A 26,051-nucleotide genomic window follows, 5' to 3' on the forward strand; every position below is an offset into this window, starting at 1 on the left:
CGACTATCCACCGAGCGAGGGTAACGGTTCCCTAAGCTCATCACGGATTTTCATCAATATTTCACCAAGCCTATTACGGCCCAAACCATCGGCACCAGCACCCCAATAACGGCTCATAGGGGAGGCTTCGATCAGTTCCTCATCTTCGGTTTCTTTCAGCTTTTCAGCCAACTGCTTGTGCTTTGAAAACTTTGCACGATTTGCGATCTCCATGATCTCATCGCGCACATCTTCCCAATCATGCCTTAAGGCGTCAGGGCGTGTACGCGCTAGGGATTTTGCTTCGAACGCATAGTCAGCTGTTCTGATTTTTTCACGCGTTGTTTCACATTTAAATCGCTGTGCCTGAACATAATGTTCAACGCTGCGCCAATGTGTACCATCCAATTCAACAGCATGCTCTGAAGTTGTTCTAAAACCTTCGTAACTGTCTAAACGCGTATTGAAAAAGATTGCCATTTTTTCCTCCTATTCCTTCGGCAAATGAGAAACTCTGCTTTGCAATGATCGTGAACATAATTTTGTATTCACATTTTATATCGCCCGTAGGCATGGTAAAATTTTGTTCAGTATGTGCCCCTTTTAGGGCGGTTAAAGTGGTGAGCAGATTGAGCATGATTCCGACGTCAATATCATTCTGCTCACCACACTGGAGCCTGTAGCTCCGCCTATCCTCTTGTATACTCGGGCTGCTGTTTTTCAGAGAGCGCCGCAAGCCCGGCCATCAGGCCACCAGTTCCCATGGCCGCCCGGTAGCGGGCTGAGATATCAGCGACCATACCGCCAAAATCTGCAGCCAGCTTGGGGGAGCGCACACCATTCTCGCCAAAAAATGGGTGCCTAGGGGAAAACTGATTTTCAAAAACTTGCGCGTTCATTTTGCTTCTCGCTTCTTTTGCAGGGTTCCTATTCCTGCGGTCATTAATTCTGGTTGCGTTAGAGGTTAATTTCTGGGCTCAGGTAACAAAAAACCCTCTGGGACTTATCTGGTCCGAGAGGGTTTCAATTCATTTCAGCTATTTTAACTTTTCACCAAGTTTTAGCTGTTCCCTCCTCGGACACACGTAATGACTAGTGCTGAGCGCATAAAGGCCTGCGCGCACTTTGTCAGTTGTGGTTTATATGTCCAAGTATGGGTCATTAATTCAAATCCGTTTACGGCATCTTTAGCCCGCACCATGCGAGTTCCTTTGCCGAATGATTGCTGTATAGGCTGAAGCTGATCCAGCTGTCAACACCCTTCATGAAACTTTCATAAAGTTTTTTAGTTACAAAGAAAACTTTTATTTCAAGCATAATATTGAACGGGTGCACATGCAGGCATGCGCGCGCTCACGCGGGTATTATATATACTCGCATAACACTGCATTATTCGACGGCCAGGTAAACTTCGAGTTTGGTGAAGGTCAATCGAATCAAAAAAAGAAGGAGATACCACAAGGCATCTCCTTCTTTCGAATACTCTAAGGACAAATTCTACGCACGAATGGTGGCGATAAATTCATCCGCTTTTTGCGATAATTGTTCGGTTTTTTCAGAAAGAGTATGAACAGCATTCACCGTGGTTTCAGCTACCACAGAAATCCGTCCACCAACCTCACTAAGGCGTTTCACGCTATGGTTAGCCTCACTTGTTTCACCTGCCGCCGCTTGAGCTGCACGAGCGATTTCTTCCGTCGCGGCTGATTGTTCTTCGACAGCAGCTGCGATACCTGCAGAGTTTTCGCTTATCTCACCAACAACAGATACGATTTTCTGATTTACCGATACCGCTTCCTCAGTGGCATCACGAATACCAGCAAGTAGATTTCCAATTTCCTCTGTGGCATTAGCTGATTGATTTGCAAGTGATTTCACTTCACTTGCCACAACAGCAAAACCCTTACCCGCATCACCAGCACGCGCCGCCTCAATCGTAGCGTTCAGAGCCAGCAAGTTGGTTTGCTCCGCGATATCGCCGATCATCTTCAATGCTTCGTTGATACGGTTTGCTCGCTCAGAAAGTGTAGAGATGGTTTTCTCACTCTGGTTAGCGTAGGTAAGGGCCTGATCAGCCACTGTTGAACTACCACTAACCTGACGGGCAATTTCATTCACAGATGCTGACATTTCTTCCGAACTGGATGCTACTGAGTTCACATTACCTGAAACATTTTCTGTGGCACGCGATGCTGCACTCATCGACTCGCCTGTTTCAGATGATATTTGGTTAAGGCTTTCAGCCTCACTTTCAAGTTGGGTCATAACCACAGACAATTCTTGCAGCATACCAGAAAGGCTTTGATCAAATTCTTCCGCCAGTTGTATTCGCGCTTCGGCAGCCTGCCTTTCCATTTGCTCACGTTGATGAGCATTTTCTTCTGCCATCTTTTCAATCTCTGCCTGCGCTTCTTTCGCGACAGCCATATTCGCCTCAGCTGTTTCAGTTGCTTCCTCAGCTGCTACAGCCTTTTCTTTCGCAACCTCCGCTTCCTCAGAAGCTCTTTTTTCAGCTTGTTCAGCCCCCTCGAAAGCTGCAGCGATCTGAACTGCAAGCCATGTTAAAACAGCAGTTTCAAAGACCACAATAACAGCATGGAGAACTACTCGCCCGAAATCACCACCTTCTGGGAAAACCCAGCTTGGGATAACCGTGTTAAAGAGCAAATGATGTACCGCAATGACAGCGGCCGAAACGAGGATAGCCCTTGCATCACAAAGCGCAGCCAACATCGCTAGTACTGCAAAAAAGTACATGTGAATATCAATTTGCCAAGGGTGCCCCCTGAAGACAAAGACGAGAATAGCCGCCATCAAAACAAGAGAGACAGCAACAAGCGATCGTTGCATTTCTACCGCCACTCCCATGCGCATTGCTACCGTAGGAACGGCTGCAACAACCACAGTTAAGATAGTTGTGGTAACAAGGCTTTCCTGCCCAATCATCAGTACTGCAATCAGCACTACAGGGATATGCACCCACAAAGCCATAGAGAGATATCTGGTAACAGATAGCTGAATATTTTCGAGATGGTTCATGAATTTCCCCTATTTTTTGGAAAGCGTTGCCGCAAATGCCATATCAGCTTTGGAACGTGGTTGCTCCTTTGCTCCGCACCCATAAATGGGAGCAGCATTTAACACCAGAAACGCGCCATTCTGGTATAGCTTGCTAACCAATCTGTTGCCTGTATTTTCGATAATATATCTATGATCAGAGACCTTGGAGATAAGGCGGGCATCTGTGCCATCTAAAATCCCATAAATATTTGTGCCTGTGGATTTTGACGGCGTAATAATCATCAATTTATCAGATGACCCTGGCACCATTAGAATGGCGATCAAAGTAAGAAAAACGAATCCTACATATAGAGAAATATCTAGTATAGATTTCAAAATGCACCCACCTAATAGCGAAAGAAAATCACCAAGTCTCGGTCTAGATACGATTAAAATCTAAAATGGTTTCGAAATGTTAAAGATATATAATTTACGAACTCTTTTTACTGACAGAAAGGCCATCTAAGATATAAAAATACCACTTCATAACGGCTACGCAATGATCCAATCTTCAAACTTTGCCAAGCGTATCATATTCCCAGACACACTTTCATCCGCCAGTTTAATACCTACTGTTTTCTGCTTCCCCTCTGCCCAGTCCCGCATATTCAACATCATGCCAAGACCTGCAGAATCTATAGATTCCAGAGCCGTAAGGTCTAAAACATACCCCGCGACATCAATCTTGAGTACTGCTTCCACTAACTTGCGCCACTCCCTGCAATCTTCAAAGGAAAGTGAACCGGAAACGATCATATTCACGACGTCTCCATCCCGCTTGGTTTCAAAACGCATCTCTTTGCCCCATTATCCCCATAAAGAGAGTAATGCATACAAATGATGACAGGTATCATTATGGTGTAAGTTCAGGGTTTTACTTAAACCTTATATATAGAATTTATCTAAAACCTGAAATATTCACTATTCGAGCGGGTTTTTATTTTATTTATTACCATTTTTGTCACATTTATACTGTGCATTACTATATTTTTCACCGCGGAGACTAAGCGATCATTTCGCCATATTTCAAGAAGAAAACCTTGATTTCTTTAAGTTGTGATTAGCCACATCACATATATATTGAACACTTTCATGCTTCCGCCTTATCCAATGAAGATATCAACCATTTGTTTTCATTGGTAAAACCATGGCGTTCTGCCGATTAAACCACCTAAAACTTCAATGAAATTCATCGCCATTGAATTTCTATATTTTTTACTATATAAATATTTATATAGATATTTAATGGGAGCAAAAAAATGACACCACTAATGATTGAAAGCTTAAGGTGGATACATATCCTTGCTGGTGGTGTCGGGCTTATCGCATTCTGGATACCAGTCTTCCTAAAGAAGGGTTCTATCAACCATAAAAAGATAGGTAAGATATTCGTAAATGCAGGATATGTGGTGGTGATCGCGGGATCGCTGGTTCTGCTTCTTAAACTCACCGCACTTTACGGAAACGGCAACAGTTTTCAGGAAAACAAAAACTCAATCGCCCTTGTTATGTTTCTTGGCTATCTATGCCTAACCACCGCAGCCATCCTCAGGCACGGCATGCTTGTGCTATCACATAAAAAAGAACAAACGATACACGGTACTCTTCTCAATTATATATTCAGCTATGGTTGTCTGATAGCAAGCGCAGTGTTGGTACTGTTTGGGTTAGCTGCCCAACCTGATAGCTCCATTCTACTTTATGCAATGTCACCAGTTGGCATTGCAACCTATCTGCAAATCAACGCTTATATCTCAGGAAAAAAAAGGTCCAAACAACAGTGGTGGTATGAACATCTATCAGCCATGCTTATCGCAGGCATTGCTTTCCATACAGCCTTTCTGGTTTTCGGGTCAGCTCGATTTATTGATTTGGGTTTATCTGGCATGCTTGCTATTGTGCCTTGGCTTGCTCCAACCTTCATCGGCGTTCCAGCGATCGCTATCTGGGAGCGACACTACCGAAAGAAATTTAACGACCCACTTCCCCCAAGGAAGCCTAAAACTGAAGCAACTTTATGAGCCTGCCGCATATTTTACTTGGACTAACCGCAACACCAACCAGTGGCTACGAACTAAAACAAAAATTCGACACCACCCTTAGGCACTTCTGGTTTGCGGAGCTTTCGCAACTATATCCTGCGCTAAAAAAACTCGTAAAAGAAGGCTTGGCGGAAGTAGAAACAATGCCTTCTGAGAAAGGGCCGGACAAAAAGCTTTATCTCCGAACCGCAGCAGGCCGGGAAGAGCTTTTGAAGTGGTTATCAACTGGCCCTGGTACAGCTCCTCTACGCCACCCATATCTTGCTCAGGTCTTTTTTCTGAATGAACATCAAAGCCATGAACAAGCTATCAAGTTCATGGAAGATTTGCTTACTCGCATTAAAGGAACCTGCCAAACACTTCAAGCTATTGAAGATGGATGGAAAGACGAGGACGGTGGTTATCCCAATCAACTAAATGATGATGACTTCTTCACCCAGCTCACCCTCGATGCTGGACTAAGGGTAAACAAAGCGTACATTGAATGGTGCGAAACATCTCTAGAGAGACTAAAAGCCAGAGCCGAGAAATAGTTAAACAGCTACCTTGCGCCCTATTCTTCTAATCCGCTGTACTTGCACAACACCTATGATGGCAGCAATTGCGCCCAAGCCGTATGTGATACTCAGGCTATATGTTGCGACATACCCACCCAGTACACTGATTACAGCCTGAGACATACAGAAACTGGATGTCAGGCTACCCATCACAGCCCCCTGCTCCAGGTCTTGCGTCTCCCGGCTCATAAAAGCAGGAATAGCTGCATTCAAGATGCTTACAGCCACACCAATTACCGTGGCGATTACAATTGCCATCACATAGTTCTCCGACAACAAGATCACCATCATAAAGATCGCCAATACAGTGCCAGCAATGATGAGGTTATGACCAAGGGTCATCATTTTCTCAATCTTCGGCACGCCCACGAACGCAAATAAAATCATCGTTCCAGTGAAGAAGGCATTGATAAACGCAATTTCTTCAGGCCCTGCACCCCAGCGGGTGTTCAGAAGCAGTGGATAGAACTGGTAAAAAGTATTGATACACATAGTAAGCATGAACTGTGCAAACAGTAACTGCCTGAACATTGCATGAGAGGCCAGCATTTTGATCACACCGGGGCGTTTAGCTGTTTTATTTACGCCAAACTGCAATACCTGCTCATTAGTTTCAGGCAACCACAGAACAGCCATAACAAAGGCAATACCACTGGCGATACCAGCCACAAGAAATGGCATATCGTTTGAGTATGTAGCAAGCAATCCGCCTAGCACGGGACCAAACAAATAACCGCCATAGCCACCGATACTCAAAAAGGCGAAAGATGAGGCTTTAGCACCATCTTTTTCTCGATCAATAAGCATGGCACGAGCAATACTACTGTTGGCTTCAAAGTATCCTGTTACCATGCGGCTTATCACTAACTGCCAGAAATCTTCCTGAATAATAGCGAAGCCGGACCAAACAGTTCCAAGCGTGGTTAAAAAGAGTGACCCAAGTAAAACCGGACGCCGACCATATTTATCCGAGAGTGAACCGAGTGTACCGCCACCAAAGAAAAGCCCCAATGGGTATACGGCAAGAGCAATTCCGAGTGCAACCTCAGGAGAAAGCCCACTTTCAATATGACCATCCAAAAATAAAGGAGTAAAAACAGGATACGGCAGTGCAATTCCCAAGAATGCGAGGAAATACACAAAAAACACTACTATTCTACTACGCCTATCCATGGCTCTTCCCCACTACCAAACTATCTTTCTCACAATGTGTTCTTTGATTGTTATTTTTTCAAGTTTTTTCTTTATTTAAAAAAATCTATCACTCTGTATACTAAAATAAATCAGTCGATGGAGGGTTAGATGACCACAGAACCTGCGACACTTATGGTAAGCAATCTCGTACAGCCGGATAAAATTCCAGCCTTTGAGCAATGGCTTAAAGAGTTACATCAATTGATGCGCGGTCAACCTGATTTTATATCCGTCGATATCATCAGGCACCTACAGCAGGAAAAGCCCGAATATATATCACTGATAAAATTCCGTACAGCTGAAGCTCTGGAAGCCTGGAATACCTCACCAGCGCTTGAGCAGCAATTGGAAGTACTTAAACCGCTTGTTATTCGCAAATCACTTAGAAAAGAAGCAATAGGCCTTGAGCAATGGTTTGATAGTGCCAATACTGTTGGCAACCGTGTTCCTCCGTACTGGAAACGTCTAATACTCAGTGTATCCGCAGTTTTCCCGCTACTCTACCTTATTCAAACACTGCTACCACCGGAAATCACCAGCCTACCAAAGCCAATTGCTATGCTTATCGGAGTTATTATCCTCTCGAGCATTTTAACATGGCCAGTGATGCCCTATCTGAGCAAACTACTGAAGCCTTGGCTTTATAGAGGTTTATAGAGATAGTAGAGCTACCGTGTGCACCTCTTACGGGTAGAGTGCGATTGAAGAGGCACACACGGCTGTCTAACCAAGAGATCAGAAGCGGGAATGTTCCTTGGTTAGACACCTACCATATAAGCGAGATTTCAGGATTTCAAAGTAAAAACCTTACTGATCGGTACACGTTCACGCACATGTGAAACAGATCTGTCTACCTGAGGCAATTTTCCAAAAAAAAGGCTGAGAAAACTCAGCCCTTCCTAAAATTAATTCAGATAAATCTTAGTAAGATTTACCGCCTTCGTTAGCATCACCGTAAGGCACCCAAATATTCTTCACTTCAGTACCACGTTCCATCAACGCTTTCGGGTTCATATGATCGGTGTTTGTCCAGTCATACGCTTTACCGTAATTAAGCCATGTGCGCTTCATGTTGTCGGCTGCAAGCGCCTCAACATCTGCACAACCTTCACGGCTACCAAAGTACCAAATACCGTCGATACCAAAGTGCTTGGCAAGCGGCGCAGCCATCGCATCACGCGGGCCTGTTACAATGTTCACAACGCCAGCTGGAACATCTGATGTTTCCAGAATTTGGTAGAAATCAGTCGCAAGGAGCGGATAGCGCTCAGACGGAATAATCACGCTTGTATTGCCTGTTGCCATTGCAAATGCCATCAGCGTTACAAATGCTAGAAGCGGACTTTCGTCTGGGCATACAATACCAAGTGTACCAACTGCTTCGTTCATTGCTAGTGCAACACCGCGCATTGGAGGCTCATGTACACGACCTTCGTGCTTATCAGCATAAGCAGCAGCAGTGAAAAGACGCTGGATTGATAGCTCAACCTCTTTCTCAGCAGCTTTCTGTGTAACACCTGTTAGAGACACGAGGCGCTCTTCAAACTCAGTGGCACGAGAGCTTAGGTTCTCAGCGATATAGAAAAGTATCTGCGCACGCAGGTGGCTTGTCTTACCAGCCCAACCGGAAGCTTTAGTTGCCGCTTCAACAGCATTACGGATATCTTTGTAGTTACCCGCACTTACAAGGCCAGCATAAGCACCTTTGGACGTCGCAACAGCAACACTGTCACCGCCATCAGGACGCGCTTGTTTACCGCCAATATACATTTTCGCTGTTTGGTCGATACCGCTCAGCCCAGAACCAGCTTTCGGCTTCGCAACAGTTTCTGGCTTCGCAATCGGCTTCCACTCTTTGAGGTTTTTCTCAAAGCGGTGCTTCATATATGCGAGCATACCTTCGCGGCCACCTTCACGTCCGAAGCCACTTTCGCGGTAACCACCAAAGCCAACAGCTGCGTCCATCATGTTCGTGCCGTTAATCCATACGATACCTGATTTCAGCACTGGAGCCACCTCAAGAGCACGGCTAATGCTTTCAGACCAAACTGTCGCTGCAAGCCCGTATCGTGAGTTGTTAGCAAGGCCAACAGCTTCTGATTGCGTACGGAAAGTCACGGCTGTTAGAACCGGTCCAAATACTTCTTCGCGGTAAAGCGTGTTATCTGTACCAACGCCTGTTACGAGTGTTGGTGGGAAGAACACACCTTCAGTTGGCATAACACACGGTGCCTGATAAACTTCTGCACCTTCTTCTTCACCTTTTTTAATGAGCGCTTCGATACGGTCTTTCTGAACGCTATCAACAACAGCACCCATATCGATACATTTATCAAGGCTGTTACCAACACGAAGGTTGCCCATACGTGTTTTCAGCTTTGCAAAGAATCGGTCTGCAATACCTTCTTGCACAAGAAGGCGAGAACCAGCACAACATACCTGCCCCTGATTGAACCAGATGGCATCAACAACACCTTCGACAGCGCCGTCGATATCAGCATCTTCAAACACGATGAATGGGGATTTACCACCAAGCTCAAGTGTTAGTTTCTTGCCAGTCCCAGCAATTGCACGGCGAATAATCTTACCAACATCTGTCGAACCAGTGAACGCCACTTTGTCAACGTCAGCGTCCACAATCATAGCGCCAACATCACCTTCACCGGTTACGATGTTTACAACACCTTTTGGAAGACCAGCTTCTTCACAAAGTTCAGCAAACTTAAGTGCCGTAAGAGATGTAAACTCAGCAGGCTTCAGAACAACTGTGTTACCAGCTGCAAGCGCTGGAGCTACCTTCCATGCCAGCATCAGGAACGGGAAGTTCCACGGAATAACCTGCCCTGCAACACCAACAGCTTCATATTCTGGAAACTCTTCATCCATAAGCTGAGCCCAGCCAGCATGGTGATAGAAATGGCGCGCAACAAGCGGCACATCAATGTCACGGCTTTCACGGATTGGCTTACCGTTATCAAGGCTCTCAAGGACCGCTAAAACACGGGAGTGTTTCTGAACAAGGCGTGCAAGGGCATACATATAGCGCGCACGGCCGTGGCCCCCAAGTGCTGCCCACTTGCCTTGTGCTGTACGGGCTGCAAGAACCGCTGCATCAACATCTTCCTGGCGAGCCGCTGTAATATCAGCAAGCTTTTCACCAGTGGATGGTGCGTATGTCGCAAATGTTTTAGCGCCCTCAGGCTTCACCCATTCGCCACCAATAAACATGCCAAAGGATTTCTCATTTTCCGCAAGCCAGCTATCCGCGGCAGAACGGCTTTCAAGTGCTGGAGCGTAATCCATGCTTTCAAACTTTTCTTTAACGTTCATGATGACTTTCCCTTAACCCATTGGGTGACGATAAGAAGCAGAGTAACCACCTGTTGCATGATACTCTAATTGACGTTCAAGATCACCAAGAAGGCTTGATGCACCAAAGCGGAACAATTCTGGCTCCAGCCAGTCACGGCCAAGTTCTTCTTTAATCAGTGTAAGGTATGTCACAGCATCTTTCGCTGTTTTGATACCACCCGCTGGCTTGTAGCCAACTTTCTGGCCTGTACGCTCATAAAAATCACGGATCTGGCGGATCATCACGAGGGATACCGGAAGCGTTGCATTCACACCTTCCATACCAGTGGATGTTTTGATGAAATCAGAACCAGCCATCATCGCAACCATAGAAGCTTTACCAACCTGTGTAAGGTTGCCGTGCTCGCCTGTCGCCAGAATAGTTTTCATCAGCGCCGGGCCACATGCTTCTTTAAACGCTTTCACTTCATCATAAAGAGCCTGCCAGTTCCCTGTAAGAACGTGTGCACGTGTTACTACGATATCAATCTCGCCAGCACCTGCTTCAACAGAACGGCGGATTTCCTCTAGCCTTGTTTCCATTGGCGCAAGACCAGCCGGAAAGCCTGTAGATACAGCAGCCACCGGAACACCGGAACCTTTAAGGCCTGCAACGGCTTCTGGCACCATTTCATGGTACACACACACAGCGCCAGTTGTGATACGCATATCGCCAACACCAAGTGCTTCCATAATATCATGGCGCACTGGGCTTGCTGCCTTTTGTGCCAAACGTTTCACACGGCCCGGTGTGTCATCACCGGCTAGTGTGGTCAAATCAATACAGCTGATTGCTTTCAGCATATATGCAATTTGAGAATCTTTCTTCACAGACCGGCGGGTACCGATTGTGCTCGTGCGGCGCTCAACAGCGCTTTTGTTCACACGGATACCTTCCAGCCACTCAGCGTGGAAGGCTGTTCCTCTATTTACAAGGCTCTCAGATGACATGTTACGTCCCATGTTTGGTGGCCAAATTTATACATCCGCGCAAAACGGATTGCGCGTAAAAAGCCAAATCTTGACCCGTTGGTCAAGAAATGTTTGCTTTATCGTCGTTACTTTTCACTCGGCTAAACAGTAAAAGCATAATACCAGCAATAAGATACCCTGTCGCTAGCCTATGCGGCAAAACCTCAAAACCACCCATTTCTGGGATAGCCCAAGGCAAATACATGCCCGCGGATGGTAAAACCGAGTGGATGATTCCAAATTCAGTAAACAGAGCCGCAGCAAATGCAGCACCTGCAGCACGTACCAGTTTACGGTCAACGACCCAAACCAGTAATGCCCCCCAAATCAAGCTCGTGAGAATATACCCACGTGCCATCACGCCAAGCAGCACAAAGCCAGGATACCAATCGGTCATCAAAGCTTGTTGGGCTGCTTCCCCAATACGTCCGTATAAATCATTAACCTTCGTATGCGCATAGTTCAGGATTGCCGGAACAATCGCAAACAATAGCCCCGGCGCATGAGCTACTGAACCACCTGCGAAGGCAAGGCGCAAAATATCACTGGCAACAACTACAAGAATTGGCTTCAAAACCGCAGATGGGATCATCTGTGAAGCCAGTGCAATCAAGCCAACAAAGCCGATAACAGTAAGAGCAATTGAAGCACCCAGCGCATAATTGGTGCGTGCGCCCATACGTTTGTATGTAGTGTGCCCGAAATACGGTGTTGTTTGCACTATGCCTCCAAACAACGCAGAAATCGCTGTCGCGGCACTATCCATACGGATAACTTTAGCCGGATCATAATCATCGCCGACCACCTTCGCACCTGTTACAACATTCACAGAGCTCGCTGCGATCAAAAGAGCAAACGGGAAGATGATACCAATATAATTGGTAACATCACCAAACACACCGCCAAAACCTGCGAATGTAATTGAAGGCAGCGTTACAGCGAGATCAGGTGCTTGCTTGATAACGTAATCGTCCCCAGCACCCACAACCGCCAGAACATAATAAAGGAAGGTACCAGCAACAATCGCCAGAATAGCCCCCGGCATACCGAACGGCATACGGTGCCCCGCGATAAGTGAGAAAATCATGATGGAAAAGGCAACAATGCCAACTTCCGGCAACTCGAAGATACCGTAGATAGCTTCTGCACCTAGCCACACTGTTGCAATACCAGCCATCGCACCAATAAGCGCCATTTGCGGCATCTGCGTTTGCATTGCACGACTGAAGAAAGAAAGGACAAACTTGATAACAGCCATCCAGATTGTGCTGGCCATACCAACGACCCAGGCTTTATCGGCTGCCGCATCCACACCAAGCGCTTCTACGCTTCCAGCATATGTTGGCCCTACAATGAAGAAGCACATACCAAATACGGTCGGCAGATCCATACCAAGCGGAATACTGGTCAGCTTTTCATTGCCGGTTTCTTTGGTTGTTTTCTTTGCAAGCCAGATAAACGCCAGATTACCAAGCAAAATACCTGTGATCGTGCCCGGGATAATTTTACCAAACATATGTTCAGCAGGAAAACCAAAGACCCCCATCAACACACCCGCGAGCACAAAAATATTCACAGATACATCTAGAAAGAATGCAACACCGGCATTCATATCACATGCAAACTGCGAGGTAGATGCTGCACTTCCCCCGAGCACATTCGTATTTTCTTCAGCCATACTAAATCCTATGTCTCACCCATTCGGGGGATATTATAATTTTTATTGAAAGCTCGTTTTTCTGCGTTTTGGAATGCGAAGAGTTTTTTCATACTCTCTAAACCGCATCTCCAGCTCCCACTGCAGTTTTGCTTTCTTATTTTTTTCTATGAATGCTGCACATACATCATTGAGGGCACTTCCTGAAAGCACATTTTCACGACACGCCTCATTTTCCCACAAGCTTTCGCCAGGCAGGAAGCTGTATGTTAGTGAATTTCTGGATGCATGACGCAGTTCAAAATACGGCACATCATAATCCCTGAAATAGCGCATATACTCGTGTGTCAGATCGATACGGGATACGCCTTCATCATCGGTACTTAGCGCATATGGTACTTCAAGGTCGCGGTACAGCACAATCGGATGGTCATTTCCTTTTACACCAAGGATTACATCATTACTGGTGAGGTTAATCTCAACCATGATGCCTTCATCTTTCATGCGTTTAAGCAGTTCATCGCTGCCATCTTCAAACGCAATATCAATACCGTGGCCAATTCGCTTGGCATGGCCAATTTCGATTGCCTCACGAATATGGAATTTAAGCTGATGTGGACGTACAAGCCCGAGCGTGAGCTCCCCTGCATGCAGTGTTACATTCTGCGCGCCTTTAGTACGGTATTGGTGATCAATCATTTTCATATGATAGCTATAGTCGCGAAGGGCCAGATAACCATCTTCCGGTGCAACAAGATTGATACCCACAACCTGAGGAACAGCCTTCATGACTTCCCAACCCAGAATAATCTGCGCGAACACCATGCTGGGCTCAAACTCGCGGATTACCTGGTGAATAAACTGGACCTCAACATCACAGCCAACGCTCTCAGGGTTTTCACCGCAACCAAGCAATTTGTCTTTCCTAGCATAAGCCTCATCAAGCTGAGTTTGAACAGATTGAACCAGCTCAGGAATTTTTGCCCCAAACGGGCTGTCCATCAAGGTTTTATAATCCTGTTCAACATCACCAGAAAGCTCAAGCCCGGCAACGAGTGGGAACAATTCAGGAAATACGATTGTTTCCATAAGCTCCAGATAGAGAATATTCTGGCTGCCCGCCCGTTCGGCCACTTCAGCGATTTGGTCGCCAAGCCTGTGCGGTGCTGCGGCTATATTGGCGAAAGTTTGGAAGAAATCATTATGGCCAGACCAATTATGCGTCGGCACATAGCTGCGCGTGCTCATAGCATTAATAAGTTCACGGCGGCTTTTTTCATTACCGCGTGCTGCTTCAGCGGTAATCCAACCACTGGCTTCACATGTTTCTTTTTCTTTAAACTTTAGTGATGGACCATAAAATTCGTCACTCATATCGGCACAAAGCCCATCTTCCGCTGCCCAATCAATCCACGATTCGGCATAAACCGCGCCGCGAAGATGGCTATGAAGATCAGCGCCCTTTGGAAAAGCCTCCATAAACTGACGTAACCTACCGTGGCTGTCAGACCATGCGAGAGCCTCCCCTGCCATCCGCGCTTTCAGGTTATTATCCTGCGCTTCAGCGGCGCTAAACGGCGCCAACATAAAGGCTGCCAGTGTAAGCGATTTTAGATTACGCATGTTTTCTTCCTCCAAAGCTTGCCCCAACAGCGACAAGCGCCTAATCTCTGCCCACACCACAATAACAGGCTGATAATCAGCGACAAGTATAAGGCTTGGGGTATATGGCTAAACTTTACTTTTATTATTCCGCGATGAACGCGGGTAAAACCACAACCCTTCTTCAATCAAGTTTCAACTATCAAGAACGCGGGATGAACACAATGTTGTTCACTGCTGCAATTGATGACCGCTATGAGAAGGCAGTAATTTCATCCAGAATTGGCTTGAAAGCTGATGCGCACATATTTGACGCTGATCTTGACCTATTTGTCAAGATTGCTGACGAACTGAAGAACAGGCCTGTTCACTGTATTCTGATTGATGAGGCACAGTTCCTTACCAGAGAACATGTAGAGCAATTGGGCGCTGTGGCAGATTCCTTAAAAATTCCTGTGCTTTGTTATGGCCTAAGAACAGACTTTCAGGCCAATTTATTCGAGGGCAGTAAATGGCTTCTCGCACTTGCTGATGAACTTAATGAGTTAAAAACCATCTGCACTTGCGGCGCTAAAGCTACTATGAACCTTCGGATTGATGCCAAAGGCAACGCGGTGAATGAAGGCGACTCTATCGAAATTGGCGGAAATGACCGTTACATCGCTTTGTGTCGCAAACACTTCAATGAAAAGCTGAAAGCAAGCGGGGTTTAATACCCCGCTTTCACCTAGTTTACTTTCTTGCGTTTCAGGCCAAAATCACGCCTGTGAAAACGGTAATAGATCATAAACAAACCGGTCACACTGAAAAGCGCAGCAGTTAACGCAAAAACCATCAAAAGTGGGTTATTAAAATCGTCCCGCTCATCATAATCCATAATATGCAACATCCAGAAGAAATCATAGAAACGCCAATAAGCGTTCCTGTGTGACATTACACGCCCACTTTTTGGATTAACATAGATACGGGTATCGTCCGCATCATCCATCATGACTTGCCAAACCGGAAGCCCTCTGCGGTAATCTCCCGGCTCTACTGTTAGCAAAGCGGCGACTATATTACCTGTTTCAGCAGTAAAATCTGCCTTAGCAATTTCCACCGCCATCTTCTCATCCACAGAGACCGACGAGAAATCACTCAACCATAAAACCTCGGTGGGTTTCCCTTTAAATTTCACGTCCACAACGGGTTTATCAGCAACGGTACGGGTTCTAAGCGATGCGAGTTCCAAGCCAGGATACCTATTAAGTAATTCAACAGCTTTTTCTGTAATTAAATACTGGGAAGAATGGGACCAGCGATTATGTTCGCCGCGCACAGTTTCGATGGGAATCCAGCTCATTACCACACCACCAACTGTCCAGAACAACATCTGTATCACAATAAGCAGGCCAACCCATTTGTGGATTTTACTGATTAAAACATGTTTGCTACTGGCCATAATATACCCTTTGCACTGTCCCCATAAGAAAACCCGCTTCTAATCTAGAAACGGGTTTCGCTCAATCTGTTAAATTTGGTTAGGCATTATAGCCAAGCACTGATTTCACCTCCAGGAAATCATGGAATGCATGATCTCCCCATTCACGGCCATTGCCTGATTGTTTATACCCACCAAACGGCGCTGAGATATCCCCCGGCGCACCATTGATATAAACCATACCCGTGCGCAATTTACTGGCAACACGGCGGGCACGGTCAGCATCAGCGGACTGCACAGCACCTGACAGGCCGTATGGGCTATCGTTCGCGATACGAATGGCTTCTTCTTCACTATCATACCCAATGATAGACAGAACCGGGCCAAACACTTCTTCACGGGCGATTGTCATATCCGGTGTTACATCCGCAAATACTGTCGGTTTCACGAAGTACCCTTCAGACAAACCTTCCGGGCGGCCGCTACCACCTGTTACAACACGCGCACCTTCTTTAGCCGCCACATCCATCAGTTCACCAACCTTGCGGAATTGATCGCCGTGAGCGATCGGGCCCATATAGGTACCCTCATCGTTCGGATCACCAACTGTCACTGTTTCAGCTGCTTTCTTTGCGATTTCTGCTGCTTCATCCATGCGGTCAGCAGGCACAAGCATACGGCTCAAAAGCGTACAGGTTTGCCCCGTGTTACGCATTGCGGCCAAGGTTTCACGAGTAATGGCAGCTTCAAAATCTGCGTCATCAAGCAGAATGTTAGCTGATTTACCGCCCAATTCCTGCGTTACACGCTTAATAGTTTTTGCTGCATTTGCCTGTACGGCCGCGCCCATACGGGTTGAACCAGTCACCGAAACCATATCAATATCAGGATGACCCGAGATAGCTTCACCTACGGTTGGGCCTTCACCGTACACCACATTATAAACACCAGCTGGCACACCAGCCGCATGCATAATTTCATTGAACAGTTCGCAGCTGTATGGCGCTACTTCACTAGGCTTCAATACCATCGTGCAGCCTGTCGCAATCGCTGGCGCAACTTTACAGGTGATTTGATTAATCGGCCAGTTCCACGGTGTAATCATTCCCACCACACCGATTGGTTCCTTAAGAATACGTGTTGGGCCGCGATCTTCATGGAAAGAAAAGTTTTTCAGCACTTCAACAGCCGTCATCAAATGCCCAAGGCCGGACGGTGCCTGCGCTGTGTTTGCAAGCTTCACAGGCGCACCCATTTCCTCAGTAATAACAGCTGCCATTTCCGGTAGGCGCTTTTTATACTCAGCAATGATATTACCAAGCAACTCGAGGCGTTCTTCGCGGGTAGAGAAAGCAAATGTTTCAAAAGCTTTTTGGGCAGCAGCCACTGCCATATCTACCTCAACGGAGGTACCCAAAATCATCTCGCCTGATTTTTTTTCGGTCGCCGGGTTAATGATATCACGCATATTCGCGCCATCAACTGATACCCATTCACCACCGATATAATGCTTATGCAGCTGCCGCATTGCTCTCTCCTTGAAACAAAACCTTTTCCTTTAAGTGGGGCAAACACGCCCCAGAGGCAAGGGCTTTAAAAAGCTGTGCTCTTTTTATCCATTTCCTTTTTGAAACGGTTAATCCACAAGTTCGGGAACCAGCGCTGGAAACGGTCAATAAAGCGCGCATCTTTACCCACCAGAATACGGTAATCACCTCGGTCCATACCTTTCAGGATAATCTCCGCGGCTTGATCAGGTGTGGTAATCGCCAGTGTTTTAAAATTCTTTTGAAGAGCATCCGCATCCACTTCACCGTCTACATTGTGGCGGTGCCTGCCGCCGGAGACGATCCCCGTATCAACACCACCCGGGTGCACAGAATGTACCTGCACATTTGTATCCTTCAGCTCGTACATGAGGGACTCGTTAAAACCCTTCACCGCGTGCTTTGCCGCACAATATGCAGACTGGCTTGGGATACCGACATGCCCGAAGATACTGGATACGTTCACAATATGCCCGCTATTACGCTCCAGCATTTTCGGCAAAAAAGCCTTGGTTCCGTGCACAACGCCCCAGAACACAATATCCATCAGCCATTCAAAATCATCATAGCTCATTTTCTCAACTGTATCTGAGAGCGAAACACCTGCATTATTGAAAGTAGCATCAATAGGGCCTAGGGTTTTCTCGGCTTCATCAGCCGCGGCAAAAACAGCATCTTTATCGGCCACATCAAGCTTGCGAGCCTGCACGTTCACTTGTTTCTGTTTCAGCTCTTCCTCAACCTTCTTGAGGTTATCTTCATTGATATCAGTGATGAAAACACCGTAACCCCGATCCGCCAAAGCATGTGCGAGTGCACGCCCAATCCCTGAACCTGCGCCTGTAATGAAAGCGTTTTTCATAAATCCCCCTTAATTAACCCCAATATGGTTCAAAAAAATTGCCAATATCTTTAATAGCGCGCTTGCCTTCCGGAATAATCCTCGCGCTGAAATGCCAGACATGATGCACCTTCGGCCACACGTCCAGTTGTACCGTGCCACCTTCCTTTTCCACCATTTCAGCAAGCCGCACGGCATCATCCCTGAGGATTTCATCTTGCCCCACCTGAAGGATCATAGGCGGCAACCCAGCCTGACTACCAAAATGCGGCGAACAGCGCGGGTCATCGACGGCACAGTCGCCACGGAACTGGTCTGCCGCAAAACTGATCCCACGCGGATCAAGCATGCTGTCTTTTTCAGCATTCTCTGTTGTGCTTTTCCCGGAACCTGTCAGGTCTGTCCAAGGTGCAATCATTGCAAGAGCTACAAGCTGCTTGCGTTCGCTATCCCTAATGGCGTGCGCCATGGAAAGCGTTAATCCGCCTCCCGCAGAATCGCCGCCCATGGTGATAGAAGCCTCAGGCTTTTTCGCTACAACATAATCATATGCCGCAAGGCCTTCTTCTAACTGTTGTGGGCACTTCGCTTCAGGCGAAAGGCCATAATCAAGAAGGAATACGACTGATTTAGAAGCAGCCGAAAAACGGTAAGCCAACTCACGGTATGCCTTGGGGCTACCCCACGCATAACCACCACCATGATTATAAAAGAAGATGCGATCCTCTCGAGCACCGGGTGCGCTTAGCCATTCACCTTTAACACCATTTTCATCCACCTTTTCGATTTTAACATCTTTAGGCGGCGGTGGCAGGAGCTTTTCCATCCCGCCAAGAACTTCAATAAAATGATTACCAAGCATCTCAGGTGAAGCATCTTTATGCTCCTTCGGCCTGAAAGCCTTCCTAATCTGGCGTCTTACTAACCATGCACGAAGTGACATATGGCTCCCCTTCCAAATCACAACTTCTTCAGGTGCCTTGACACCTTCACAGCGAGCCATATTAATGACAATCATTACATAGTCAATGACCGGAGCTACATATGACCAATTCATCTGCCTACATTATGTATGGCTGCCCTGTTTCGCTTTATACCGGCAAAGCCCGCAGCTATATGCGCAAGAAAGGCATATCCTATACAGAACGGCTCCAGAGCCATCCTGACTATTTTGGAAAAATCGTTCCGAAGGTTGGCCGCATTGTTATCCCGGTTATTGAAGCAGAAAACGGGGATACGGTTCAGGACACCACAGAAATCATTGATTATCTTGAAAGCAAGCACGATAGCGGTAGCGCCTATCCCACTGGTCCCAGACAGAAAATCCTGTCCCTTATTTTTGAACTATTCGGTGATGAAGGCCTTCTCAAACCTGCCATGCATTACCGCTGGAACTTTGATGACGACAATGATGATTTCATTTCGCTAGAGTTCGGGCGTTTCATGAACCCGGTGGCGGAAGACGGTGATGCAAAGCAGTTAGCCGCCATGCCAAAAGCCAAAATGAGCGGCCTGTTACCGGCCCTTGGCATTACTGACGAAACCAAAGGGGCTATTGAAGCCAGTTATCATGATCTACTCGACGCACTGAACGCCCATTTCTTGAAACACCCTTATCTGTTTGGCGGCACTCCATCCATCGGTGACTTTGGTCTTTATGCACCACTTTATGCGCACCTGGGCAGAGACCCTGCCCCTAGCATGATCATGAAGAAAAAAGCCAACAGAGTTTGGCGCTGGGTGGAACGCATGACAGCATCTGATGCCGATATGCCCGAATTCCCTAATCTCGCACCAGCATTCTATGATGATGATCAAATCCCGGAGACAATTGCCCCTATCCTGAAAGTAATCGCGAAGGATTATCTGCCTGAACTGAAGGGGCTTGTTGGTTTTATCAACCAGCACCTTATTGATAATCCAGAAATTGACGAAGGCGATGCTATTATCAAAGATGCCAATGCTCGTTCGCTTGGTTTCTTTAAAGCAACCATCAGAGATACGGAATTCAGTCTTGTGGCGCGCCATTACAGCATTTGGATGCTACAACGTGTGCAAGATGCATTTGCTACGCTTTCGAGCACTGATGCTGAAGAAGTTCGCTCCTACCTATCAGAAACTGGTCTTGAGGAAATACTTGATCTAAAAACGAAACGCAGAATTGAGCGCGATACCTTCAAAGAGGTTTGGGGCAAAACCCAATAAAACTAAAAGGGCGCCCACAGCGCCCTTTTTTTAGAACTTCAACACCATGTCCACATGGTCAATGTTATCGAGATCATAAACCTCTGAACAAGTTACAAAACCAAGATCACCGTAAAACTTCTGAAGGTGTGCTTGTGCAGCGATGAATATCTCTGAGGCATCAGTTTGCCTGATCACATCAATTGCATCAGCGATTAAAACGGCGCCCAGTTTCTTACCGCGATATTGCTCAGCCACAATCACACGACCAAGCTTCATTACAGAACTATCATCAGGGCTCATAAAATACCGGAGATAAGCGGCTAAATCCTCACCTTCAACAATCGAACAGTGAACTGATATTTGATCAAGGCCATCAATATCCTGATAAGCGCAGTCCTGCTCAACCACAAAGACTTCAGACCTTAGCTGGAGTATACGGTAAAGCTCCTCGTTCGTCAGTTCCGTAAACGTCTGATATCTGATTTCACTATTCATAACTTAATACATCTTTCTTATTCTGAAGTGCTCGGGTTGATCTTTGCCCTCAGGACATGATCTTCCCACTTACCCGCAATTTTCAGATAGGCTTTCGCTAGACCTTCTTCTTCAAACCCAAGCTTTTCGAGCAGTGCTGCCGAGCGCCTGTTTGCGGGCATATGGTTTGCCATTACCCGGTGCAAATGAAGCTTTTCAAAGGCGAACGTTACGACTTCACTCACCGCATTGAACATAATGCCATTACCTTCATGTGCCTGAGCGATGGAAAAGCCAAGATTACACGCATTGAAAGGCCCCAACACAATGTTCGAAAGCTCACACATACCAAGCATTTCTTCTTCCGCATCATCCATGACGCAGAAGAAAACACCTTTACCTTCAGCGATATCATCAAGCTTATTCTGAATACGTATTTCCCATGCATCCACGGAATGAAAGCCTTCAGGCCTAAGCGGTTCCCAAGGCGCAAGATGTGCTTCGTTATTCTGATAATAATCAGAAATCATCTGCGCCATTCCGTGCCTTGGAGTAATGAGTTTCAACGCGGCATCATCCCAGATAAACACGTTCTGCGAACCAGAACATTCCAACCATCACAAGGCCCACGCTTGTCGCTAATTCCAAAACAGGTCTTGCTTCTTTAACCAGTTTGTCCAGCATCCACACCACCGTGAGCGCAGCACTAAGGAAGATCAGCTGCCCGATTTCAACACCCACATTAAACCCTAGAAGCGCCCAAATGGTATCTGTTTGCGGCAAACCAATTTCAGAAAGCACTCCATAGAAACCAAAACCATGCAGCAGGCCAAAACCGAGGGTTACGATAGGAAGCATATAGCGCGGCTGTTTTTCTTCGGCTTCCATTGCGGCACCCCAAACACAGTATGACAAAAGCCCAATCCCAGCCCATACGAGCAACGGCAAAGTTTGAAGGAGCAGATAATCAGCGACAGCAAGAGCGCCAACAAACATAAGCGCCCCAACAAACACTTTACCCGGCTTCTCCGCTACATGAAGTGCTCGCTCAATCACTGTGAAAGCAATGGTGAAGGCAATAAGCGGTTCCACCACTTCAGGGATCGGGTCAAGTACCCCCAGGGACCCAAGGATAAGAGTAAGGCTGTGCCCAAGTGTAAAACCTGTCACACACCAAAACAGTGCCTTCACCGTACGAACGGCAATAAGAAGCGCCAAAAGAAATGCTAAGTGATCAAAACCTTCAAGGATATGGAAAACACCTAAACCTCCATATTCAACAGGAGAGGCGCTTATAGTACCTTCACCGAATTCAAGAACTGGCTTTCCAACAGAAAGTAAGTTCTCACCATTTTCCATATGAGCCAAATGCACGTGGCTTGGCGCACTTTCAAACAAATGCGAAAGTGAAGCAGAACTAGCAGTACAGTTATGAGCAACCAGTGAAACAACATAATCGCCATTAGCTTTTACGCGCACTTGTTCCACTTCCACCGAACACTGCCTCTCACCGGTGATATTCATCACCTTGGAGGCATACTGAGAAAGTGCAGCATTTAAGCTCATGCCATCTGCAAGTTTATCCGCAACTAAGGCTTCCGCCTCAGCTCCAGACAAGTTCCAATCAACCTTCACACCGCCATCAGATACATGCCAATAAGATGAGGACCGACCAATTGAATGAGCCTTTACCGCAACGCTGGCAAACAGCATCAAACATAATAAAAATATATGACGCATTATCTCAGCGCCTCATTCAATTGGATATCAGCTTCCGCTCTGAGCTTCTCGACATACTCTGCGAACAGTTTTTCACCTTCAATGCGAGTATAATCCGCCTGAACCAGCGCTTTCACATCATCAAAACTACGTGGCGATTGCTGTTCAATCTCATCAACAATCATATAAAGATAATCACCTAACCGCTTATACGGGCCCGATACCTCACCAACCTGTACTTGTGTTATTTGAGCAGAAGCATCTTTCCCCAGATAGCGCCTCAGTAAACCAGCAGGCAAAGGGCGGTCAGGCATTTCAATCGCCTCAGCATTCGCTTTTAAAGTATCAACAGTAACGTCACCCCCAAAGTCAGCCTTCGCCAGATAGGCCGAAATCAGATATTTGGGCGAAGGTGTATACCGCCCGATATTCTCATCATAGAAAGCGCGTAATTCACCTTCTCCAACTTCTGCGCCTTCTTTTTCACTGATAATAAATTCTTTAAAGGCATCAATGATGGTGGCCTTCACCGTAGCGTCGCTTTCAGCTAAACCAAGTTCTGCCGCACGCTCCAAAAGCAATTGCTCATTCACTAAACTAGTAAGAAGTGCAGATTTTTCGTTTTCACTTAGCGCCGCTTCACGCGCTTTTTCGATTTGATCAATCTTAGCCTTCAATTGATTTTCAGAAATCCCAACACCATTCACAACAGCAAGCGTATCTTGCGGGAACACATCATTTTCGCTATTAACGGACCCTACTGCGGCCAAGGCAATACCAGCCACTGCCCCCAAAAACAGTAAAACTTCTTTGTTTTTCATTCTGTTATCACCTTTTTAAATACACGCTTGCGTTCATTAATGGTCACCATTAAAATAGTCAGCCACGCACAAAAACAATCCATAAGGGGACACACGTGACCAATCAATCTGATGGCAAGACCAGACGCGCAGACGCTACACGAACCGCTCTTATTGAAGCCGCAGAAAGATTGATTGCTCAAAATGGTCTCGCTGATGTTTCAACGCGCGAAATCCTACAAGAAGCAGGGCAAAGAAATCAATCCGCTCTTCAATATCATTTTGGTTCAAAGGAAGGATTGATCAGCGCTACCATCAATGAACGTACTGGCCAGATGGATAAACGCCGTCAGGAAATGATTGAAAAACTGAGCGATGACCCCAGCATGCGTGAAATCCTGGAAGTAATGGTTCTGCCGCTTTGTGAGCTTATTGAAAATGATGCAGCCGGTAAGAACTATCTTATCTTTCTCGCGCAAGCTATCACTCAACCAAGCTGGGACTTGCGTGCCATCATCAAAGAATATGATATTAAGGGCCTCGATCTAGCGTATCAGTTTTATGATAAAAAACTCGCACACCTAAGCAATGAGGAACGCAAGCTACGCCAAGCTGTAGGTTATGACCTTACAATATTGTCCCTCACCCGCTGGTGCCTTTCAGACGATGAAAACAAACGGTCACTTGAAGATATGATTGAGTTTGTCATCAACAGTACCATTGCTGTGGTTGAAGGCTGATAGAAGCCTCCCACGAAATTACAGAAGCGTGATTAGTCAGGTAGACTTTTCGCGCTAGCTTACTTTGAAACTACTATCAAAATTCAGCTCAAGGGGAGTTCACATGGGGTTGACAGTATGTGGTCTGGCAGGATCACCATTCTTTAGAAAAGTCTGCACGGTACTTAATGAAAAAGGCGTTGCTTACGATATTGAAAATCTAAGCCCGTTTGGTGCTGGGGATGAATTCACAAAAATGAACCCTGCCCGCAGAATTCCGGTTTTGAAGGATTCTGATGTCGGCGATGATTTTGTACTGCCTGATTCCAGCGCTATCGTTCATTACATCGAACGCAAATACTCTAAAAACTCTTTGATGCCATCTGATCCAGTTGAATACGGCCGTGCCATGTGGTTCGAAGAATATGCTGATAGCGAAATGGCCAGTAAAATAGGCCTTGGTGTATTCCGCAAAGTTGTTTTTCCTCAAATGGCTAAACAAGCACCTGACCTTGAAGGCGCTATCGAAGTAATCCGTAACACTCTACCCACCATCCATGATTATATTGAGGGCGAACTTGAAGGCAAAGAGTGGTTAGCTGGAGACATGTTCTCCATCGCTGATATTTCAGTTGCTGTTCAGTACGGCAACCTTGCATTCACTGGATACGCACCATCCGCTGAACGCTGGCCTAACCTTGCTGCCTTCATGCGCCGTGTTGGCCAGAAAGAAAGCTTTGCAGGGCTTCACATGCGGGCTGCCACATACTTTGCAGAAATGAAGAAGATTGAACTAGATCCTGCCGAAGGTCTCTAGGCAATATCGTTAAAGTCCACTGAAGAGGAACTACCCATGTCAGATAACTGGATGATCTATGGAGCTACAGGCTACACAGGCCGTCTTATCGCAGAAGAAGCCAAAGCCAGAGGCTTAAAACCCACATTGGCCGGTAGAAATGCTGAGAAGGTGAAAGCTATTGCTGAAGAATTTGGTCTACCGTGGGCAGCTTTCTCTGTGGGCGACAAGCATGCAGTTGAGGCCGCGTTACAGGATAAAGCACTGGTGCTTTCCGTGGCAGGCCCCTTCTCTGCAACAGCAGATCAGATGACAGATGCCTGCATTGCAACAGGCACGCATTACCTTGATGTAACTGGAGAAATCGCTGTTTTTGAACTTGCTGCAAGTAAGTCTGACAAAGCAGAGAAAGCAGGTGTCACCCTTCTTCCTGGTGTAGGTTTTGATGTGGTTCCCAGTGACTGTATTGCAGCTCATACAGCAAAGAGAGCCGCTAACCCTACAGACCTTACTCTTGCGATCTTTGGTCTGGGTGGCGCTTCTCGCGGCACCGCAAAAACGGGTGTGGAATCGCTTGGCACTGGCACAAGTATTCGCCGAGGCGGCCAAATCAGTAAAACATCAAAACCAATGTTCCGTAGTTTTGAATTTGACGGCGAGAACCATGAATTCATCGGCGTATCATGGGGGGATGTATCAACGGCATACCACAGCACAGGTATTGATAATATCGACGTATATTTCCCAAATGCCGGCCCTATTAAGAGCATGGCAAAGATGAGTAAGAACTTCGGTTGGTTAATGCGGCGCAAGTTTGTGCAAAACTTCCTCAAAAAGAAAATTGATGAAATGCCAGCTGGCCCAACAGCGGAGCAGCGCGCCCAAGCTGGTACACAAATTCTAGCGGAAGTAACTGATAAAGATGGCACCATTTACCGTTCCATGCTTAGCTGCCCTAACGGATATTCACTCACCGCAGACTCAGCCGTAACTTGTGCAGAAAAGATACTCGCAACCAACGAAAAACCGGGCTTTCAAACACCATCCAGAGCTTTTGGAGTGGAACTGTTAAAAGACTTAAAAGGTTGCTCTATAAAGGATTTATAAAATAAGGGGCTACAAGCCCCTTTTTCT

The 26,051-nt window shown here is 46.5% G+C and carries 26 protein-coding genes; 8 read left to right on the forward strand and 18 right to left on the reverse strand.

The window, feature by feature from the left end; all coding sequences use genetic code 11:
- Window positions 1-3: 3 nt before the first annotated feature.
- The 5 genes from ybiA to MF542_RS05455 all read right to left on the reverse strand — a co-directional run bounded on the left by ybiA (window position 4) and on the right by MF542_RS05455 (window position 3,834).
- Window positions 4-459: a riboflavin biosynthesis intermediates N-glycosidase gene (gene ybiA, locus MF542_RS05435; RefSeq protein WP_247016760.1), complete on the reverse strand. Its 456-nt coding sequence runs from the start codon at window positions 457-459 to the stop codon at window positions 4-6.
- A gap of 209 nt (window positions 460-668) precedes the next feature.
- Window positions 669-878 carry a hypothetical protein gene (locus MF542_RS05440; protein ID WP_247016763.1) on the reverse strand — a complete coding sequence of 70 codons (210 nt, stop codon included), beginning with the start codon at window positions 876-878 and terminating at the stop codon, window positions 669-671.
- Window positions 879-1,476: 598 nt separating this feature from the next.
- Window positions 1,477-3,018 carry a methyl-accepting chemotaxis protein gene (locus MF542_RS05445; RefSeq protein ID WP_247016765.1) on the reverse strand — a complete coding sequence of 514 codons (1,542 nt, stop codon included), beginning with the start codon at window positions 3,016-3,018 and terminating at the stop codon, window positions 1,477-1,479.
- A gap of 9 nt (window positions 3,019-3,027) precedes the next feature.
- Window positions 3,028-3,375, reverse strand: coding sequence for a hypothetical protein (locus MF542_RS05450; protein WP_247016767.1), 348 nt, complete (start codon window positions 3,373-3,375; stop codon window positions 3,028-3,030).
- A 156-nt stretch (window positions 3,376-3,531) separates the two neighbouring features.
- On the reverse strand, window positions 3,532-3,834 hold the full coding sequence (locus MF542_RS05455; protein ID WP_247016769.1) for an STAS domain-containing protein: 303 nt from the start codon (window positions 3,832-3,834) through the stop codon (window positions 3,532-3,534).
- 464 nt (window positions 3,835-4,298) lie between these two features.
- On the opposite strand from MF542_RS05455, the gene MF542_RS05460 reads away from it, so the two are divergent.
- Both MF542_RS05460 and MF542_RS05465 read left to right on the forward strand, forming a co-directional pair.
- Window positions 4,299-5,060 carry a hypothetical protein gene (locus MF542_RS05460; RefSeq protein ID WP_247016771.1) on the forward strand — a complete coding sequence of 254 codons (762 nt, stop codon included), beginning with the start codon at window positions 4,299-4,301 and terminating at the stop codon, window positions 5,058-5,060.
- Window positions 5,057-5,614: a PadR family transcriptional regulator gene (locus tag MF542_RS05465; protein WP_247016773.1), complete on the forward strand. Its 558-nt coding sequence runs from the start codon at window positions 5,057-5,059 to the stop codon at window positions 5,612-5,614. Before MF542_RS05460 ends, MF542_RS05465 begins: the two co-directional genes overlap by 4 nt.
- On the opposite strand, the gene MF542_RS05470 is transcribed toward MF542_RS05465, so the two are convergent.
- Window positions 5,615-6,811 (reverse strand): MFS transporter, encoded by a 1,197-nt coding sequence (locus tag MF542_RS05470; RefSeq protein WP_247016775.1) that lies wholly within the window; start codon window positions 6,809-6,811, stop codon window positions 5,615-5,617.
- A 129-nt stretch (window positions 6,812-6,940) separates the two neighbouring features.
- On the opposite strand from MF542_RS05470, the gene MF542_RS05475 reads away from it, so the two are divergent.
- Window positions 6,941-7,489, forward strand: a complete 549-nt coding sequence (locus MF542_RS05475; RefSeq protein WP_247016777.1) for an antibiotic biosynthesis monooxygenase — start codon at window positions 6,941-6,943, stop codon at window positions 7,487-7,489.
- A 264-nt stretch (window positions 7,490-7,753) separates the two neighbouring features.
- Here the strand turns inward: MF542_RS05475 and MF542_RS05480 are convergent, their stop codons facing one another.
- The 4 genes from MF542_RS05480 to MF542_RS05495 form a co-directional block, all read right to left on the reverse strand.
- Complete coding sequence (locus MF542_RS05480) at window positions 7,754-10,162, reverse strand: aldehyde dehydrogenase family protein (RefSeq protein ID WP_247016779.1); 2,409 nt, start codon at window positions 10,160-10,162, stop codon at window positions 7,754-7,756.
- A gap of 12 nt (window positions 10,163-10,174) precedes the next feature.
- Complete coding sequence (gene deoC, locus MF542_RS05485) at window positions 10,175-11,134, reverse strand: deoxyribose-phosphate aldolase (protein ID WP_247016781.1); 960 nt, start codon at window positions 11,132-11,134, stop codon at window positions 10,175-10,177.
- Between the two features lie 82 nt (window positions 11,135-11,216).
- On the reverse strand, window positions 11,217-12,833 hold the full coding sequence (locus tag MF542_RS05490) for a SulP family inorganic anion transporter (protein WP_247016783.1): 1,617 nt from the start codon (window positions 12,831-12,833) through the stop codon (window positions 11,217-11,219).
- Between the two features lie 42 nt (window positions 12,834-12,875).
- Window positions 12,876-14,435 (reverse strand): adenosine deaminase family protein, encoded by a 1,560-nt coding sequence (locus MF542_RS05495; protein WP_247016785.1) that lies wholly within the window; start codon window positions 14,433-14,435, stop codon window positions 12,876-12,878.
- 104 nt (window positions 14,436-14,539) lie between these two features.
- On the opposite strand from MF542_RS05495, the gene MF542_RS05500 reads away from it, so the two are divergent.
- Window positions 14,540-15,127, forward strand: coding sequence for a thymidine kinase (locus MF542_RS05500; RefSeq protein WP_247016787.1), 588 nt, complete (start codon window positions 14,540-14,542; stop codon window positions 15,125-15,127).
- A gap of 14 nt (window positions 15,128-15,141) precedes the next feature.
- On the opposite strand, the gene MF542_RS05505 is transcribed toward MF542_RS05500, so the two are convergent.
- From MF542_RS05505 to MF542_RS05520, 4 genes are all read right to left on the reverse strand, one after another.
- Window positions 15,142-15,855 carry a PepSY domain-containing protein gene (locus MF542_RS05505; protein WP_247016789.1) on the reverse strand — a complete coding sequence of 238 codons (714 nt, stop codon included), beginning with the start codon at window positions 15,853-15,855 and terminating at the stop codon, window positions 15,142-15,144.
- A gap of 79 nt (window positions 15,856-15,934) precedes the next feature.
- A complete protein-coding gene (locus MF542_RS05510; RefSeq protein WP_247016791.1) occupies window positions 15,935-17,362 on the reverse strand; it encodes an aldehyde dehydrogenase family protein in 1,428 nt (475 codons plus the stop codon).
- Window positions 17,363-17,427: 65 nt separating this feature from the next.
- A complete protein-coding gene (locus tag MF542_RS05515) occupies window positions 17,428-18,243 on the reverse strand; it encodes an SDR family NAD(P)-dependent oxidoreductase (protein WP_247016794.1) in 816 nt (271 codons plus the stop codon).
- Between the two features lie 13 nt (window positions 18,244-18,256).
- Window positions 18,257-19,165: an alpha/beta hydrolase gene (locus MF542_RS05520; RefSeq protein ID WP_247016796.1), complete on the reverse strand. Its 909-nt coding sequence runs from the start codon at window positions 19,163-19,165 to the stop codon at window positions 18,257-18,259.
- A 101-nt stretch (window positions 19,166-19,266) separates the two neighbouring features.
- Here MF542_RS05520 and MF542_RS05525 point away from each other — a divergent pair, with 101 nt between their 5' ends.
- Window positions 19,267-20,427, forward strand: coding sequence for a glutathione S-transferase family protein (locus MF542_RS05525; RefSeq protein WP_247016797.1), 1,161 nt, complete (start codon window positions 19,267-19,269; stop codon window positions 20,425-20,427).
- Window positions 20,428-20,457: 30 nt separating this feature from the next.
- On the opposite strand, the gene MF542_RS05530 is transcribed toward MF542_RS05525, so the two are convergent.
- From MF542_RS05530 to MF542_RS05545, 4 genes are read right to left on the reverse strand one after another with little or no spacing between them, the layout of a single operon-like run.
- Window positions 20,458-20,904, reverse strand: coding sequence for a GNAT family N-acetyltransferase (locus tag MF542_RS05530; RefSeq protein ID WP_247016799.1), 447 nt, complete (start codon window positions 20,902-20,904; stop codon window positions 20,458-20,460).
- A gap of 17 nt (window positions 20,905-20,921) precedes the next feature.
- Window positions 20,922-21,449, reverse strand: coding sequence for a GNAT family N-acetyltransferase (locus MF542_RS05535; RefSeq protein ID WP_247016801.1), 528 nt, complete (start codon window positions 21,447-21,449; stop codon window positions 20,922-20,924).
- A 7-nt stretch (window positions 21,450-21,456) separates the two neighbouring features.
- A complete protein-coding gene (locus MF542_RS05540) occupies window positions 21,457-22,623 on the reverse strand; it encodes a HupE/UreJ family protein (RefSeq protein WP_247016803.1) in 1,167 nt (388 codons plus the stop codon).
- On the reverse strand, window positions 22,623-23,423 hold the full coding sequence (locus tag MF542_RS05545) for a peptidylprolyl isomerase (protein WP_247016804.1): 801 nt from the start codon (window positions 23,421-23,423) through the stop codon (window positions 22,623-22,625). The genes MF542_RS05540 and MF542_RS05545 overlap by 1 nt, the downstream gene beginning before the upstream one ends.
- Before the next feature lie 95 nt (window positions 23,424-23,518).
- On the opposite strand from MF542_RS05545, the gene MF542_RS05550 reads away from it, so the two are divergent.
- The 3 genes from MF542_RS05550 to MF542_RS05560 all read left to right on the forward strand — a co-directional run bounded on the left by MF542_RS05550 (window position 23,519) and on the right by MF542_RS05560 (window position 26,024).
- A complete protein-coding gene (locus tag MF542_RS05550) occupies window positions 23,519-24,142 on the forward strand; it encodes a TetR/AcrR family transcriptional regulator (protein WP_247016806.1) in 624 nt (207 codons plus the stop codon).
- Window positions 24,143-24,245: 103 nt separating this feature from the next.
- Window positions 24,246-24,938 (forward strand): glutathione S-transferase family protein, encoded by a 693-nt coding sequence (locus MF542_RS05555; protein ID WP_247016809.1) that lies wholly within the window; start codon window positions 24,246-24,248, stop codon window positions 24,936-24,938.
- A gap of 36 nt (window positions 24,939-24,974) precedes the next feature.
- On the forward strand, window positions 24,975-26,024 hold the full coding sequence (locus MF542_RS05560; RefSeq protein ID WP_247016811.1) for a saccharopine dehydrogenase family protein: 1,050 nt from the start codon (window positions 24,975-24,977) through the stop codon (window positions 26,022-26,024).
- Window positions 26,025-26,051: the final 27 nt, after the last annotated feature.

Origin of the sequence: Kordiimonas laminariae (assembly GCF_023008165.1) — a bacterium.
Classification (GTDB): domain Bacteria; phylum Pseudomonadota; class Alphaproteobacteria; order Sphingomonadales; family Kordiimonadaceae; genus Kordiimonas; species Kordiimonas laminariae.